The sequence below is a fragment of the Microbacterium sp. LWH7-1.2 genome (assembly GCF_038397755.1).
Classification (GTDB): domain Bacteria; phylum Actinomycetota; class Actinomycetes; order Actinomycetales; family Microbacteriaceae; genus Microbacterium.
Map to the genome: position 1 here is coordinate 989,435 of NZ_CP151637.1, position 13,902 is coordinate 1,003,336.

Consider the following 13,902-nt stretch of genomic DNA (forward strand, 5'->3'; position numbering starts at 1 on the left):
ATGCAGATGCATAGAAGGAGAAGCACAACATGACCTCTGTCGACCCTGCCACGATCGAACTCGGACTCGACACCTTCGGCGACGTGACCCGCGACGCCTCCGGCGAGCTGATCAGCGGTGCCCAGACGATCCGCAACGTCGTCGAGCAGGCCGTTCTCGCCGACCGCGTCGGCCTGTCGTTCTTCGGGGTGGGGGAGCACCACCGCCGCGAGTTCGCCGTGTCGAGCCCCGAGATCGTGCTCGCGGCCGCGGCGGCGCGCACGGAGCGCATCCACCTCGGCACCGCGGTCACCGTGCTGTCGAGCGACGACCCCGTGCGTGTCTTCGAGCGGTTCTCGACCCTGGATGCCGTCTCGAACGGGCGCGCCGAGGTCATCCTCGGCCGCGGATCCTTCATCGAGTCGTTCCCCTTGTTCGGGTACGACCTGCGCGACTACGAGGCGCTGTTCGACGAGAAGCTCGACCTCTTCTCGCAGCTGCTGACGGAGAAGCCCGTCACCTGGAGCGGGACGCTCCGTGCATCTCTCGACGCCGCCGACGTGTTCCCGAAGACCGAGAACGGCCTGCGCGCCTGGGTCGGCGTGGGAGGCACCCCCGAGTCGGCCGTACGCGCCGCGCGCTACGGGTACGGGCTCATGCTCGCGATCATCGGCGGACCCGCCGGGCGCTTCGCGCCCTTCGCCGAACTGTACCGCCGGTCGCTCGACAGCTTCGAGCAACCGCAGCTGCCGGTCGGGGTGCACTCGCCGGGCCACGTCGCCGAGACCGATCAGCAGGCCTGGGACGAGGCGTACGAGGGCTTCGAGGCGATGAACAACTCCATCGGCCGCGAGCGCGGCTGGCCGACGTACAACCGGCTCCGCTTCCAGCACGATGTCGGGCCCGAGGGCGCGCTGTACGTCGGCTCGCCCGAGACGGTCGCCCGCAAGATCGCCGCCACTGTTCAGACGCTGAGCGCCTCGCGCTTCGACATGAAGTTCTCGACCGGCACGCTCTCGCACGAGAAGATGATGCGCTCCATCGAGCTGTTCGGCACCGAGGTGGCCCCTCGCGTGCGCGACATGCTGTCGTAAGCGCCACGTGGGCTTCGGCATCCGTACCATGACGCTATGACGGATGCCGCCACCCGCGCCTCGTCGACGCTCTCCGAGCGCCTCGACCGGCTGCCGTTCACCCGCAAGCACCTGCGCGTGCTCACCGGTTCGGGGATCGGATGGGCGCTGGACGCGATGGACGTCGGCCTCATCTCGTTCATCATCGCGGCGCTGGCCGCGCAGTGGAGTCTCACACCGACCGAGGCGAGCTGGATCGCCTCGGTCGGCTTCGTGGGCATGGCGATCGGCGCCAGCGTCGGCGGTCTGCTCGCCGACCGGTTCGGGCGCCGTCAGGTGTTCGCCCTCACCTTGCTCGTGTACGGGCTCGCAACCGGCGCCAGTGCGCTCGTGGGCGGGCTCGCCGCACTCCTGGTGCTGCGGTTCCTCGTCGGTCTGGGATTGGGCGCCGAGCTGCCGGTCGCAAGCACCTACGTGAGCGAATTCGCTCCCGCGCGCATGCGGGGGCGGCTGATCGTGATCCTCGAGGCCTTCTGGGCGGTCGGCTGGACCCTCGCCGCGCTCATCGGCTACTTCGTGATCCCCGCCTCCGAGGACGGCTGGCGCTGGGCCTTCGCACTCGGCGCCGTTCCCGCGTTGTACGCCCTCATCGTGCGGTGGGGCCTGCCGGAGTCGGCGCGCTGGCTCGAGCGACGTGGGCGCATCGGCCACGCGGAGTCCGTCGTGCGCTCGTTCGAAGATGCCGCCGGCGTGCCCGCGCCCGCCCCCACGGGAGGGACGACGGCGCCCCCCGCCGCCGCGACCTCCCTCGGGCAGCGACTCGGCACACTGTGGTCGCCCGAGTTCCGCGTCCGCACCGCGTGCCTCTGGCTGGTGTGGTTCTGCGTCAACTTCTCGTATTACGGCGCGTTCATCTGGATCCCGTCGATCCTGGTCGCCCAGGGGTACGACCTCGTGCGGTCCTTCGGCTTCACTCTGATCATCACACTGGCGCAACTGCCCGGATACGCGGTGGCAGCCTGGCTCATCGAGGTGTGGGGGCGTCGCGCGACTCTTTCGGTCTTCCTCGTCGGCTCGGCGGCGTCGGCGGTCTTGTTCGGCACCGCGTCCGGAGCCGGCGCGATCATCGCTGCCGGCATGGCGCTGTCGTTCTTCAACCTCGGCGCATGGGGCGCGCTGTACGCCGTGACTCCGGAGATGTACCCGACGTCGCTGCGCGCCACCGGCTCGGGCTGGGCGGCCGGGGTCGGGCGTATCGCGTCGATCGTGGCACCCCTGGTCGTGCCGGCGCTCCTCGTCGCCGGCGGCGCGCCCGTGCTGTTCGTCGTGTTCGCGGCCTTCTTCGCCGTCGCTGCGGCGGCGGCGTGGGGACTCGTCGATCGCCGGGGGATCGCGCTCGACGACCGCTGAGTGTGGCCGGACGCGCGCCCTGCCGGTCGTAGGCTTGAGCCCGTGGCATCCGTTCGATACGTCGCGATCGGCGACTCGTTCACCGAGGGCGTGGGCGATGAGCTCCCCGACGGACATGTCCGCGGCTGGGCCGACCTCGTCGCGCAGGGGTGGGCGAATGCCACCGGCGCGCGTGTCGAGTACGCCAACCTTGCGATCCGCGGCAAGCTCGTCTGGCCGATCGTCGAGCAGCAGCTCGAGCCGGCGCTCGCGCTGAAGCCGACGCACCTGTCGTTCAACGGCGGCGGCAACGACATGCTGCGCCCCCGCACGAGCGTCGCGCACGTGCTGGCGGCCTTCGAGAAGGTGCTGCGCCGCTGCGACGAGGAGGGCGTCCAGCTCATCGTGCTCTCGGGGGCCAACCCGACGGCCCAGCTGCCGCTGAAGCGCGTGATCCAGCGACGCGGCGACCTGCTGTCGCACGCCGTCGAGGCGCGTCTTGCCGAGCGCACCGACGTCGTGCAGGCGTACAACTGGTTCGACGAGGAGCTGGCGACGCCGCCGTACTGGTCCGAGGACCGCCTGCACATGAACTCGCGCGGGCACCACCGCGTCGCCGCGCGCGTGCTGAGCTCGCTCGGCGTCGAACCGGTGCCGGAATGGTGGTCGCAGCCGCCGCTGCCCCCGATGGGCTCGCGCGGCGCGGCCTACTACCGCGAGCACGTCGGCCCGTGGGTGAGGCGCCGCTTGGCGGGCACATCGTCGGGCGACGGACGCGAGCCGAAGTTCGGTCAGTGGACGGAGATCGCGCCGACCGCCCGCTGACCGACCGTCAGCGAGCAGGCGCTTCGTCCTGCGCGCGGTCGGCTCCGGGGCCGCCCGTCACCGTATAAGTCAGCTCGGCGAAGGCGCCCGCCTGCCGCACCGCGGTCAGCTCCAGACGGTCGGCACCGAGGCTCCGGGGGAGGAGGGGCTTGCCGGACGGCAAGGTCGCCGGGGCGATCGAGACGCGGATCTCGTCGAGCAGTCCCGCATCGGCGAATTGACCCGCGAGGTCGCCACCACCCACGATCCAGACGTCGCGGTCGCCCGCCGCGTCCCGGATCTGCGGCCACGTCTCGCGAACGTCGCCCGCCGAGAACCGGATGTCGACGCCCGGCACGACCGGCTGATCCTTGCTCGTGAACACCCACGTCGGGCGGTCGCCGTAGTACGAGGGCCACTTCTCGGGGTGTGCGACCAGGTCCTCGTGCTCGAGCACCCATCGGTAGGTCGACGAACCCTGCACGAGCACGCCGATGCCCGAAAGGAACCGCTGGAAGTCCTCGTCGCCTCCCTCGCCGCCGGGTGCGGCGAAAAGCCAGTCGAGCGAGTCGTGATCGTCGGCGAGGAAGCCGTTGAGCGTGGAGGCGGTGTAGTAAATGACGCGGGGCATGCGGTCACGCTAGCGCGCACGTCGGACAGATGCTTGACGACATATTCAACCAAGTGGTACTATACCAATCAGTTGAATGAAGGAGGCGCGATGACCGACGCACTGAGCCGCACCTTCGCAGCCCTCGCCGACCCGACGCGTCGCGCGATGCTCGCGCGGCTCAGCGAAGGCGAGGCGACGGTGGGCGAACTCGCCGAGCCGTTCGACATGACCTTCGCCGCGGTGTCGAAGCACCTGCGCGTCCTCGAGGGGGCGGGGCTCGTCGTACGGGGCCGCAACGCCCAGTACCGCCCGGCCCGGCTCGACGCCCGGCCCCTGGCGGCGGCATCCGACTGGATCGGGGGGTACGCGCAGTTCTGGGAGGACAGCCTGGATGCCCTCGATCAGTACCTCAACGCCCTGCAGCAGTTCGGGGCGCCCCGCACACCGACCGGCGGCACCGCCGCACCTATCGAGAAGGAGAACGACCATGACTGAGTACTTCACCGTCACGCGCACCCTGCGGGCGCCGCGCGAACTGGTGTTCGAGACCTTGACGAAGCCCGAGCACTTCGCCGTGTGGTTCGGCACGGCCGCCGTCGAGGTGCCGCAGGACAGCCTCATGATGGACGTGCGTCCGGGGGGCGCCTTCCGCGCCGTGATGCTGCTGCCCGACGGCACCCGCATCGACTGGGCGGGGGAGTACAAGGTGGTCGAGCCGCCGTCGCACCTCGCGATGACGCTGACCGACCAGCCGGGTGACGACGCCGGGCTCCCCGTGCTGTTCGACCTCGAGGAGTCCGGCGACGGCACGGTTCTCACGATCCGCCAGGACCGCAGCGACTTCTCCGACGAGCAGGTCGCCGCGACCATCGCCGGCTACAACTCGTTCATCGATGACATCGAGGGCGTGCTCGAACGCCTTCAGACTGTCTGAGCGCCCTCACAGAGCGCCCGGCCGGCGCAGCGCACTCACCGCGAGCACGCTGCCCGCCCGGGCGCTCTCGCGCGGGTCGGCGCCCTCCAGCGCCGCCACGATGAAACCCGCTGCGAAGGCGTCGCCCGCGCCGGTCGAGTCGAGGACGTCGTCCACCCTTTCGACGGGCACCTCCGTCGTCGCCCCGCCAGCGGTGACCAGCACAGGTTCGGCGCCCCGCTTGACCACATACACCACCCCACTGCGCTCCACACCGAGTTCGCGGGCCAGATGCGCCTCGCCCTCGTTCGCGAACACGACCTCAGGGCGAAGCTCCGCGAGCACACGCCGGAGCCTCTCACCGCCGAGCGCGCGCATCGTCGCCACGCTCGACAGGTCGAGGCTCAGCCGGGCACCCCGCGCGGACGCCCGGGTCGCAGCATCCGTCACCGCCCGCGCCGAGCGCGCCGTCGCGAAGCCGTACAGCGGCACGTGGACCCAATCGGCGTCGGCGAGCCACGCCGGATCGATGTCGTCGAGCTCGGCCGCGGCGCCACGGTCGGTGATCATGGTGCGCTCGCCCACGGCGTCGACGAGCACGACGATCGAGCCGGTGCGACCGTGCCGCTGCACCTTGGCGTCGACTCCGGCGGCTTCGAGCTCCCCGACCAGCGTGTGGGCGAGGGTGTCGTCGCCGACACGGCCGATGAAGCGGGACGGATGCCGCGCCGCAGCCGCGACCGCGACGTTCGCGCCGCTTCCTCCCCGCGTCAGGCGCACCTCAGCGGGGTTGTCCGTGCCGCGCTCGAGCGCCGCGGCCCCGAGGACGATCAGGTCGGCGACGAGATCGCCGATCACGACGAGCATCAGGCGTCGCCGGCGAGCGCCTGCGCGATGCGCGCGCCCAGGTCGACGTTCCCGCGGTAGACGGAGACGTTGACGTCGAGGCTGCGTCCGCCCGTCTCGCGCTGGAAGAAGTCGAGCAGGAACGGCGTCGTGGAGTGCCCCGAGATCCCCTCGGCGCCGGCCGCAGCGAGCGCTCTCGCGAGCACGTCGTCATGCAGCGCCGGGTCGAGCTGGCGATCCGCGGCCACCGGATTGGCGACCAGCAGCGTCGACGTGATGCCCAGGGCATCCCGCGTGCGCGCGATCGCGGCGATCTCGGCGGGGGACTCCACCGAGTACTCGACGTCGTGTCCGGAGTCGACTATGTAAAAGCCGGGATAGTCCGTGGTGCGGTAGCCCACCACGGCGAGGTTCAAGGTCTCGAGCCGCTCGAGGGTCAGCGCGATGTCCAGGATCGATTTGACGCCCGCACTCACCACCACGAGCGGGAGGCCGGCGAGAGTCGGCAGGTCGGCGGACTCGTCGAAGGTCTGCGAGGCGCCCCGGTGCACGCCGCCGAGTCCTCCGGTCGAGAAGACCCGCACGCCCGCCCTCGCCGCGAGATGCGCCGTGGCGGCGACAGTGGTGCCGGCGCTCAGCCCCTTGACCACCGCGACCGGCACATCGCGCACGCTCGCCTTCACGACGCCCTCGATCGTCGAGAGGCGCTCGATCTCGTCGGGTGAGAGGCCGACGGTGGGCCGGCCGTCCACGATGCCGATCGTCGCGGGGACGACGCCCAGCGCCCGCACGCGGGCCTCGGCTTCGAGGGCGACCACGACATTGCGCGGCCGCGGCAGGCCGTGGGTGAAGATCGTGGACTCGAGTGCGAGCACGGGATCGCCCGATGCGACGGCGTCGCGCACCTCCGGAGCGATGACGAGGGGATCGGACACGGGCATCCTTTCGGTCGGGGCAGTTCTTCCTGCCCGGACAGGGACACAGTATCGAGCGGATGCCGCCACCTGACCCACACGCGGGCTCGAGTCGCGCGACGCCGGCGCTCAGCCGCGTGGGCGTCGAGGGGGTCGCGGCGGATCCATCCCCAGGCGGATGCGCGTGGACTTGCGCTCGATGAGGATGAACGTGGTGCCGAGTGCCCACAGCGGCACCTGCATGAGGAACGCCAGGCGGAATGCGTCGAGGTGGTACGTCGCGGGCGTGCCGGCGCCCTGCAGGTCGAGCGCGAGACCGATGAGGAGGATCGCGACCAGCGCCGCGAGAAAGCCGCCGGCGTTGGTCACCCCTGTCGCCGTGCTGAGCCGATGCGAGGGGTTGTGCGTGCGGGCATGGTCGAAGGCGATCATCGATGCGGGTCCGCCGGTCGCGAGGGCGACGGCGAGCGCGATCAGCAGCCACAGCGGCACAGGACCGGGGTACGCGATGACGGCGACCCACACGACCGCCTGCACCGCGACGGTCGGGAGCACCAATGCGCGTGACCGCAGATGCGGGTTGCGCCGTGACAGCTCGCCCATGATCGGGCCGAGCGCCATACCCACGACGACGTACAGCGACATGATGGACGCGGCTCCGGCGGTGCTGAGGCCTTCCCCGGCGGTGAGGAACGGCATGCCCCACAGGAGGACGAACGCAGTGCCCGCGAACGGCGTCGTGAAGTGCGACCAGAACGCCAGGCGCGTCCCCGGGTGCGCCCACGCCGCGCGGATGCCGACGCCGGTGTCGATCGACGACGTCACGACCCGGATCGCGCCGGTGTCGGTGTCGACCGACACGTCTTCGTCGCGGTCCGCAGGGTGGTTGCGGATCAGGAGGAACACGAGGATCGCGAACAGCACGCCGAGGCCGGCGATGCTGCCGAACGTGATCGTCCAGGACGTGGCGTGCAGCAGCGCCGCGAGCGGGATCAGCGCCACGAGCTGGCCGGCCTGCCCCACGATGCCGGTCAGCTGCACCATGATCGGGCCGCGCTGCGCGGGGAACCACGTCGCGATGAGTCGCAGCACCCCCGGGAAGATCGCGGCGTCACCGGCTCCCAGAAGCATGCGCGCGAGGATCGCCACCCCGACGCTGGGCGAGATCGCCATGGTGAGCTGTCCCACCGCCATCAGCAGCATCCCGGCCGTCATGATCGGCCGGGCACCGTATCGGTCGAGCAGCACGCCGATCGGGATCTGCATGCCGCCGTATACCGCGAGCTGCACCACCGCGAAGAGAGACAGCGTGGCGGCGTCGGCGTCGAAACGCGCCGCCGCGTCAACGCCCACCGCGCTCAGGGACGAGCGGTTGGTGATCGCAAGGACGTATCCGGCGACGCCGACCGTCCAGATCACCCACGCATATGCCCCCGGTCCCGTCGTGCGAGGACGGGACAGACTGTGCACCCTTCCACAGTAGTCACCGAGACGGATACTGCCGCCCGCCGCCATCCAGCGGATGGAGGACCCGAGCAGCCGCACCTGCTCATTGCGGCAGCATCCGTCTCATGTCAACCCCCTCCCGCAGGGCGGGTCAGCTGCGGGACCGTACAAGTGGGACTCCTCGTCCCGAAGCAGGGGAAGGCTCATCGCCGCGCCCCGGAAAGGACACCTCGCATGAGTATCGGAGCAGGCATCGCTCTCTTCGCCATCGGAGCGATCCTCGCGTTCGCGGTGAACGTGGAACTGGAGTGGGTGAATCTCGACATGATCGGCTACATCCTCATGGGTGCGGGAGCCGTCATCTTCGTGGTCGGCATCGTTCTGCTGGCGCGCCGTCGGCGATCGGAATCCGTCACGCGCACCGCCGTCGACCCCAACGTCAACGAGCAGGTCACACGCCGGAGCACGAGCACCACCGACGACGCCGCCGGCCTCTGAACCATCGTCCGGCCGCGGACGCTGCGGCGTCCGCGGCCGGTTCGTCAGTGCCCGGCGATCGACGGCTCGATCTGGGCGCGAAGCCCCTCCACGCCCCGCAGCTCGACCGGATCGCCCAGTCGCGTGGCATGCTCACCGCGGAGTGAGTCCCAGCGTTCGCGCGACATCACGAAGCGGTTGTGCAGCACCGGAATGCCCTCGCGGGCGACATGGAACGCGCCGTCGGACTCGTAGCCGACTCGTCGCGACACGGCGTTGGAGGGGGCGTTGTCGACGAAGGCACCCGATGTCGCCTCTCGGGCGCCGAGCCCCTCGAATGCCAGGTGCAGCGCGAGCATCCGCATCCGGGTGCCGATGCCCCGTCCCTGATGCTCGCGGCCGAGCCAGGACCCGGTGGTGACGCGACGCAGCACCGGCCAGTCGCCGGCGGTGAGCCCCTGTACGCCGACCGGCTCGCCGTTCTCGAGTACCGCGAGCTCCAGCACGAACGCGTCCTGGGCGATGCGACTGCGCATGCCCCACTGGAAGGTGAGCACACTTCGCGCGACCTCGTCGGCTGTGCCACGACTCCAGGGATGCTCGAACGGCATGGCGTTCGGATCATGGATGCCGCGACCGGCGAGCTCCGCGAGCTGCACGAGGACCGTGTCGTCGATCCATCGGAGTTCGAGGTCGCCCGCGCCCACCGAAACCGCCGAGGCCGGCCAGAGACGCGCGAGCGGGTCGGTGTGCGGCATCTCGGCAGTCTGCCAGACGTCGGGGGAGGCCATCAGGGGGAGCTGACTGACGCGTCGAGCATCTCGTACAGTGGGCGTGCGCCCATTCAAGTGGGCGCACGCCCATCAGGAGGAATCTTGCCGACCGGACAAGCGCTTCACGACGCACGCACACTTCTGCTGGACGCGGGACGTCGCGTGCTGTCGTCAGACGGGGCGGGCGCACTGACCTCCCGGGCGGTGACAGAAACCTCCGGCGTCGCGAAGGGGGTGTTGCACCGCCATTTCGCCGACTTCGACGACTACCTCGGCGCGCTCGTCGGCGAAGAGAGGCGGCGGATCGAGAACATCGAGCCTCTCGTCGCGGACTCGGCGTCCGCAGCGGTGACGGATGTGCTCGAGCAGGTCTTCACTCCGACGATGCTGGGCCTCGCGAGCATCCTGATCACCCGCGAGCGATTGCGCCGCAGGCTGCAACGCGACGGATCCCCGGAGGTCCCGCTGTTCGCCGACACCACGTCGGTGGTAGCCGACGTCCTCGCCGCCGAGCGTGAGGTCGGCTGGATTCCCGAAGACGCCGACATTCCCGCCCTGGCGCTCACCCTCGTGGGAAGTGCGCACCTCCTCTATGTGAGCGCAGGAGACGCGCGGCCGACTCGCGATGCCCTCGACCGGATCGTGCAGTCGATCCTCCCTTAGCCCCGGGATGGAGCACGTCCCTCAATTGGCTGGGCCACCCTCAGCGGATGGAGCGTCGAGGAATCCGACGACCACATCACGGACCAGGTCCACTCGCGCCAGCCCGAAAAAGTGGGTCGTACCTGGAAACACCGCGAGCTGGGATGCCGGGACGCCGACGAAATCGCCGTTCACGTCGCCGCCGCGCAGGCGCAGGAACTCGACCGCATGGTCGAGCGAGACCATGTCGGCGTCACCGACGGTGATGAGCGTCGGTGCCTCGATCGCGCGAATCTCTGCTTCGGTGCGATCCGGGAACCCGCTCTGGTACGTGGCACCGAGCTTGTCGAGCAGCACTTGAAGGTGTTGCAAGTCGGGGTGGGGCGACTTCGCCAGGTAGGCCGCTTCCATCGGGGTGCCGGCGATCATGTCGACGGTCATGGCGGCGACCGCGTCCGCGTTCTCGGACCCGCGCATGCCGGATGCGGCGAACGAGGTCGAGGAGATGATGACTCTCCTGACCCGCTCCGGGTGCTCGATGGCGAGATCGAGCGCAACCGCCCCGCCGACGCTGAAGCCGAGGATGTCTGCGCGCTCGACGGCGAGGTGGTCGAGCACGGCCAGCACGTCACCGGCGAAGGCGGCCGCCGAGAACGGCCGGTCGATGTCGTTCGTGCGCCCGTGGCCCTGGAAATCGACCGCGATGACTCGCCGTCCTGCCGCGAGCGCTGGGATGAGTGCGCCGAACTGCTGCTCGATGTCGAACAGACCGCCGTGCAGCAACACCAGCGGTGTGCCGTCGGTGGCGGCGCCATGGACTTCGTAGTACATGCGAAGCTCACCGAGTGCGACATAGCCGGTCTCGGCGGCGGAAACGGGGGCTGTCGGATCCGTCATGCCAGTACCGTCGCAGAGACGCGTCGGCACATCAACCTCCTGCTCGACTTCACGGCGTACGCTTCAGGGAAGGCGGCAGCGTGTGGTCGGTGCCTGCGGCCGCTTCACGCCGCGCGCTCCGCTGCCGCTCCGACTACTCGCGTTCCACCGGCAGCCACAGCTCGCAGGTCGCGGAGCTGAAGTCGGGGGAGCGATCGAGCACCGCCACGATGGACGGGCCCGGCCGAAGGCGCCAGGGGTTCGACGGGAACCAGTCGCTCGCTGTCGCCGCCCAGGTGGATTGCAGTGCGGCGGGGTAGGGCCCTTCCGTGCGGAAGACCGCCCACGCACCGGCCGGGACCCCGATCACGTCCAGATCGTCGGGAGGGGACTCGTCCTCACCCACCGCGACACCGTGGAGATAGGTCAGTTGCGTTCCCTCGGCATAGTCGGGATCGACGTCGGCGCTGACCTGGAGGAGCCCGGCCGGTTCGGTGCTGCTGAGGCCCTTGAGCCGGGCGTGCTCGCTGATGGGGAGCGCGGCGATGTGCGCCTGGATGTGCGGATTGACGCCCTCATGGATGAGGGGCACACGTGCGGCATGGCCGACGAGCTGGAATGCCGGCCTGTCGGCGATACGGGTGTCCATGGGTGTGTTCCCTTCTACGGTCAGGCGGAACCTGAGCTGCGGTTGCGATCGAAGGGGACCGCCGTCGCGGCGCACGTCAGCGGGGCTGGCACCGTGGACCGCCCGGAACGCGCGACCGAACGCCTCCGTGGAGCCGTAGCCGTAGCGCACAGCGATGTCGAGCATCTCCCCATCGCCGAGCAGGTCGCCGGCGGCGACGGACATGCGCCGACGTCGGATGTACTCCGACAACGGCATGCCCGCGAGCGACGCGAACATGCGGCGGACGTGGTACTCGGTGGTGCCGAGACTTCCGACGACGCCGGCGAGATCGACGTCTTCCGACAGGTCTGCCTCGACGAGCTCGATCACACGGTTGAGAATCGCGATCACTGTTCCTCCTTCGACACCCAAGCCTCGTCGGACGCTCAACGGAGCACCCGACTATCACGGTTCGATTCGATCGTGCCGCACCTGATGTCAGAAGGGCGGGTTCTCCGGCGGATCTGCGAGCTGGTCGAGAAGTGCTCGGACGCGCTCGCGCAGACCCCGAACGGGTTTCGGGTGCGATACCCACGGAGGAACTCGACCCAGCGCTTGGAGGAGATCGCCCAGCGGATACGCGCCGTGGCCGTAGGCTGATCGGCCGCCCACGCGAGGCGCTGTGAGGCACAGCATTCCCATGGGCGACAATCCCTGGTCAGACCACCTTTCAGGGGAGGGCGCCTAGCGATACCCGTTTCTGCAGCAATTGCGAATCTGGCAAAGAGCACAAGTTCCAGCTGACATAATGTGCATTATCGGCGCAGTTCGCGAAGCGGCGGGATCGGAACCCCTTCCATGCCCCCCGCGCCAGAAGAGATTCTCAGAAGGGGTTCCGCCCACAGAGATTCACGACCGAACCTGCACACAAACTCATCGCGCGACCGTCGCCGAAGATGACAGAGTCAACCGGATGACTTTCCTTGCGCGTGTTACACGGCTGTAGTTCCACCGCGACTCCGGGTCGCAGCATCCGTCTTGCGCGGCGCCTACCGCCGGGTCGGGCTCGTATCGGCGTAGGCCGCTCAGACGACCCAGTCGCCGTCCCGCATGAGCACGCGGCCGGCGAGCTCGTTCGACTCGCGCCATGCCTGGATGCGCGTCGGCCGCAACACCAGGAACACGTAGCCGGCGAGCCCGCGCGGGTCCCAGTCGGCCTGTGCCGCGTACGCCTCACCGAGCGGGGCGTCGTCGTCGACGCCTGCGGCCCGCTCGAGCACGACGTCGATCATCGCCACGTCGCGCGTCGGGCCGAGCGCCAGCCGTGCGACACCCGACGCGCCGAGGTTGCGAGCAGTCACCGACCGCTCCTGCAAGGCGATGACCGCCCGGTCCCCGATCCACGCGAGGGACAGCGGCACGAGATGCGGCGCCGCGTCCGGCGACGCGGTCGCCACCCAGACGTCGGCCGCCGGGGCCGTCAGCGCCGCGAGCAGATCGGCCGTGCGGGTCACGCGGTCACGAGGTTCAGGCATCCGTTGCTCCCTTGGGTCGGCGCGTGCCAGTCTGCCATCCGACGGCACGCGATTCGCTCACCAGAGAACGATTTCCTAGGCTCGGAGCATGCTGGAATCGCTCACCGGGTTCGTCGTGGTGGGCGTGGCTATCCTCGTGGGCTGGATCCTGGGCCGCATCGACCTGCTCGGCGAACACGCGCGCCCAGTGCTCGCACGGCTCACGTTCTTCGTCCTCTCGCCGTTCCTGCTGTTCGTCGTCCTTGCACAGGCCGACGTCCAGACGCTCTTCTCGGCGCTCCTGCCGGTGTCTGCCATCGCCGCCGTGGCGGTGATCCTCGTCTACGCGATCGTCGCCCGCCTCGTCTGGCGACGCTCCGCCGGCGAGACCGTGATCGGCGCCCTCAGCGCGGGGCAGGTCAACTCCAACAACATCGGCATCCCGCTGTCGCTGTATCTCCTCGGCAGCGCGGCGTATCCCGCGCCGGTGATCCTCATGCAGCTGCTGGTGTTCACGCCCATCACGATGGCGATCCTGGATGCTGTCACCACCGCCCGCGCATCGCTCTGGCGTGCGGTGGCCCGCGTGGCGACCAACCCGATCGTGGTCGGCTCCGTGCTCGGCACACTCGTCTCCGTGCTGGGGATCGAACTGCCGCCCATCGTGATGGAGCCGGCCGTGCTCATCGCGAACGCGTGCGTGCCGATCCTCTTGATCGCCTATGGCATCTCGCTGCACGGACAGCGTGTGCTGGGAGCGTCGGGCCGCCGCCGCGACATCGTCCTCGCCACGACCCTGAAGCTCGTCGCGATGCCGGTGATCGCCTGGGCGGTCGCCGAGCTCGTGTTCGGCCTCTCGCCGCACGACGTGCTCATCGTCACTGTGCTCGCTGCCCTGCCCACCGCGCAGAACGTCTTCAACTACTCGCAGCGCTACGACGTCGGCGAGACGATCTCCCGCGACACCGTGTTCCTCACGACGATCGGCTGCGTCCCCGTGCTGATTCTCGTCACCCTGCTCCTGGGCTGACCC

16 protein-coding genes are annotated in these 13,902 nt (G+C 69.6%); 8 read left to right on the forward strand and 8 right to left on the reverse strand.

Going from position 1 to position 13,902, the window contains the following annotated elements; all coding sequences use genetic code 11:
• Positions 1-29: 29 nt before the first annotated feature.
• Genes MRBLWH7_RS04715 through MRBLWH7_RS04725 form a run of 3 tightly spaced genes read left to right on the forward strand, consistent with a single transcriptional unit; the run spans position 30 to position 3,266 of the window.
• Entirely contained in the window at positions 30-1,073 is a 1,044-nt protein-coding gene (locus MRBLWH7_RS04715) for an LLM class flavin-dependent oxidoreductase (protein ID WP_341999636.1), read from the forward strand.
• 36 nt (positions 1,074-1,109) lie between these two features.
• Positions 1,110-2,462, forward strand: a complete 1,353-nt coding sequence (locus tag MRBLWH7_RS04720) for an MFS transporter (protein ID WP_341999638.1) — start codon at positions 1,110-1,112, stop codon at positions 2,460-2,462.
• A gap of 42 nt (positions 2,463-2,504) precedes the next feature.
• Positions 2,505-3,266, forward strand: coding sequence for an SGNH/GDSL hydrolase family protein (locus MRBLWH7_RS04725; RefSeq protein WP_341999640.1), 762 nt, complete (start codon positions 2,505-2,507; stop codon positions 3,264-3,266).
• 7 nt (positions 3,267-3,273) lie between these two features.
• Here the strand turns inward: MRBLWH7_RS04725 and MRBLWH7_RS04730 are convergent, their stop codons facing one another.
• Positions 3,274-3,876 (reverse strand): dihydrofolate reductase family protein, encoded by a 603-nt coding sequence (locus MRBLWH7_RS04730; RefSeq protein WP_341999642.1) that lies wholly within the window; start codon positions 3,874-3,876, stop codon positions 3,274-3,276.
• Positions 3,877-3,966: 90 nt separating this feature from the next.
• Between MRBLWH7_RS04730 and MRBLWH7_RS04735 the strand changes: the two genes are divergently transcribed.
• Together MRBLWH7_RS04735 and MRBLWH7_RS04740 are read left to right on the forward strand one after the other, a co-directional pair.
• Positions 3,967-4,353 (forward strand): metalloregulator ArsR/SmtB family transcription factor, encoded by a 387-nt coding sequence (locus MRBLWH7_RS04735; protein ID WP_341999644.1) that lies wholly within the window; start codon positions 3,967-3,969, stop codon positions 4,351-4,353.
• The gene (locus MRBLWH7_RS04740; protein ID WP_341999646.1) at positions 4,346-4,792 is read left to right on the forward strand and encodes an SRPBCC domain-containing protein; all 447 of its coding nucleotides are present in this window, start codon (positions 4,346-4,348) and stop codon (positions 4,790-4,792) included. Before MRBLWH7_RS04735 ends, MRBLWH7_RS04740 begins: the two co-directional genes overlap by 8 nt.
• 6 nt (positions 4,793-4,798) lie before the next feature.
• Here MRBLWH7_RS04740 and MRBLWH7_RS04745 read toward each other — a convergent pair whose 3' ends face one another.
• From MRBLWH7_RS04745 to MRBLWH7_RS04755, 3 genes are all read right to left on the reverse strand, one after another.
• Positions 4,799-5,638 (reverse strand): PfkB family carbohydrate kinase, encoded by an 840-nt coding sequence (locus MRBLWH7_RS04745; protein WP_341999648.1) that lies wholly within the window; start codon positions 5,636-5,638, stop codon positions 4,799-4,801.
• Positions 5,638-6,558, reverse strand: a complete 921-nt coding sequence (locus MRBLWH7_RS04750) for a pseudouridine-5'-phosphate glycosidase (RefSeq protein WP_341999650.1) — start codon at positions 6,556-6,558, stop codon at positions 5,638-5,640. Before MRBLWH7_RS04750 ends, MRBLWH7_RS04745 begins: the two co-directional genes overlap by 1 nt.
• Positions 6,559-6,660: 102 nt before the next feature.
• Complete coding sequence (locus MRBLWH7_RS04755; RefSeq protein WP_341999652.1) at positions 6,661-8,001, reverse strand: MFS transporter; 1,341 nt, start codon at positions 7,999-8,001, stop codon at positions 6,661-6,663.
• A 210-nt stretch (positions 8,002-8,211) separates the two neighbouring features.
• Here MRBLWH7_RS04755 and MRBLWH7_RS04760 point away from each other — a divergent pair, with 210 nt between their 5' ends.
• Positions 8,212-8,475: a DUF6458 family protein gene (locus MRBLWH7_RS04760; protein ID WP_341999654.1), complete on the forward strand. Its 264-nt coding sequence runs from the start codon at positions 8,212-8,214 to the stop codon at positions 8,473-8,475.
• Positions 8,476-8,519: 44 nt separating this feature from the next.
• Here MRBLWH7_RS04760 and MRBLWH7_RS04765 read toward each other — a convergent pair whose 3' ends face one another.
• Positions 8,520-9,245, reverse strand: a complete 726-nt coding sequence (locus MRBLWH7_RS04765; RefSeq protein WP_341999656.1) for a GNAT family protein — start codon at positions 9,243-9,245, stop codon at positions 8,520-8,522.
• An 84-nt stretch (positions 9,246-9,329) separates the two neighbouring features.
• Between MRBLWH7_RS04765 and MRBLWH7_RS04770 the strand changes: the two genes are divergently transcribed.
• A complete protein-coding gene (locus tag MRBLWH7_RS04770; protein WP_341999658.1) occupies positions 9,330-9,890 on the forward strand; it encodes a TetR/AcrR family transcriptional regulator in 561 nt (186 codons plus the stop codon).
• A 21-nt stretch (positions 9,891-9,911) separates the two neighbouring features.
• On the opposite strand, the gene MRBLWH7_RS04775 is transcribed toward MRBLWH7_RS04770, so the two are convergent.
• The 3 genes from MRBLWH7_RS04775 to MRBLWH7_RS04785 all read right to left on the reverse strand — a co-directional run bounded on the left by MRBLWH7_RS04775 (position 9,912) and on the right by MRBLWH7_RS04785 (position 12,890).
• Positions 9,912-10,766 (reverse strand): alpha/beta fold hydrolase, encoded by an 855-nt coding sequence (locus tag MRBLWH7_RS04775; protein ID WP_341999660.1) that lies wholly within the window; start codon positions 10,764-10,766, stop codon positions 9,912-9,914.
• Between the two features lie 133 nt (positions 10,767-10,899).
• Entirely contained in the window at positions 10,900-11,766 is an 867-nt protein-coding gene (locus tag MRBLWH7_RS04780) for an AraC family transcriptional regulator (RefSeq protein WP_341999662.1), read from the reverse strand.
• Between the two features lie 674 nt (positions 11,767-12,440).
• Positions 12,441-12,890: a pyridoxamine 5'-phosphate oxidase family protein gene (locus MRBLWH7_RS04785; RefSeq protein WP_341999664.1), complete on the reverse strand. Its 450-nt coding sequence runs from the start codon at positions 12,888-12,890 to the stop codon at positions 12,441-12,443.
• An 88-nt stretch (positions 12,891-12,978) separates the two neighbouring features.
• On the opposite strand from MRBLWH7_RS04785, the gene MRBLWH7_RS04790 reads away from it, so the two are divergent.
• A complete protein-coding gene (locus tag MRBLWH7_RS04790) occupies positions 12,979-13,899 on the forward strand; it encodes an AEC family transporter (RefSeq protein ID WP_341999665.1) in 921 nt (306 codons plus the stop codon).
• Positions 13,900-13,902: the final 3 nt, after the last annotated feature.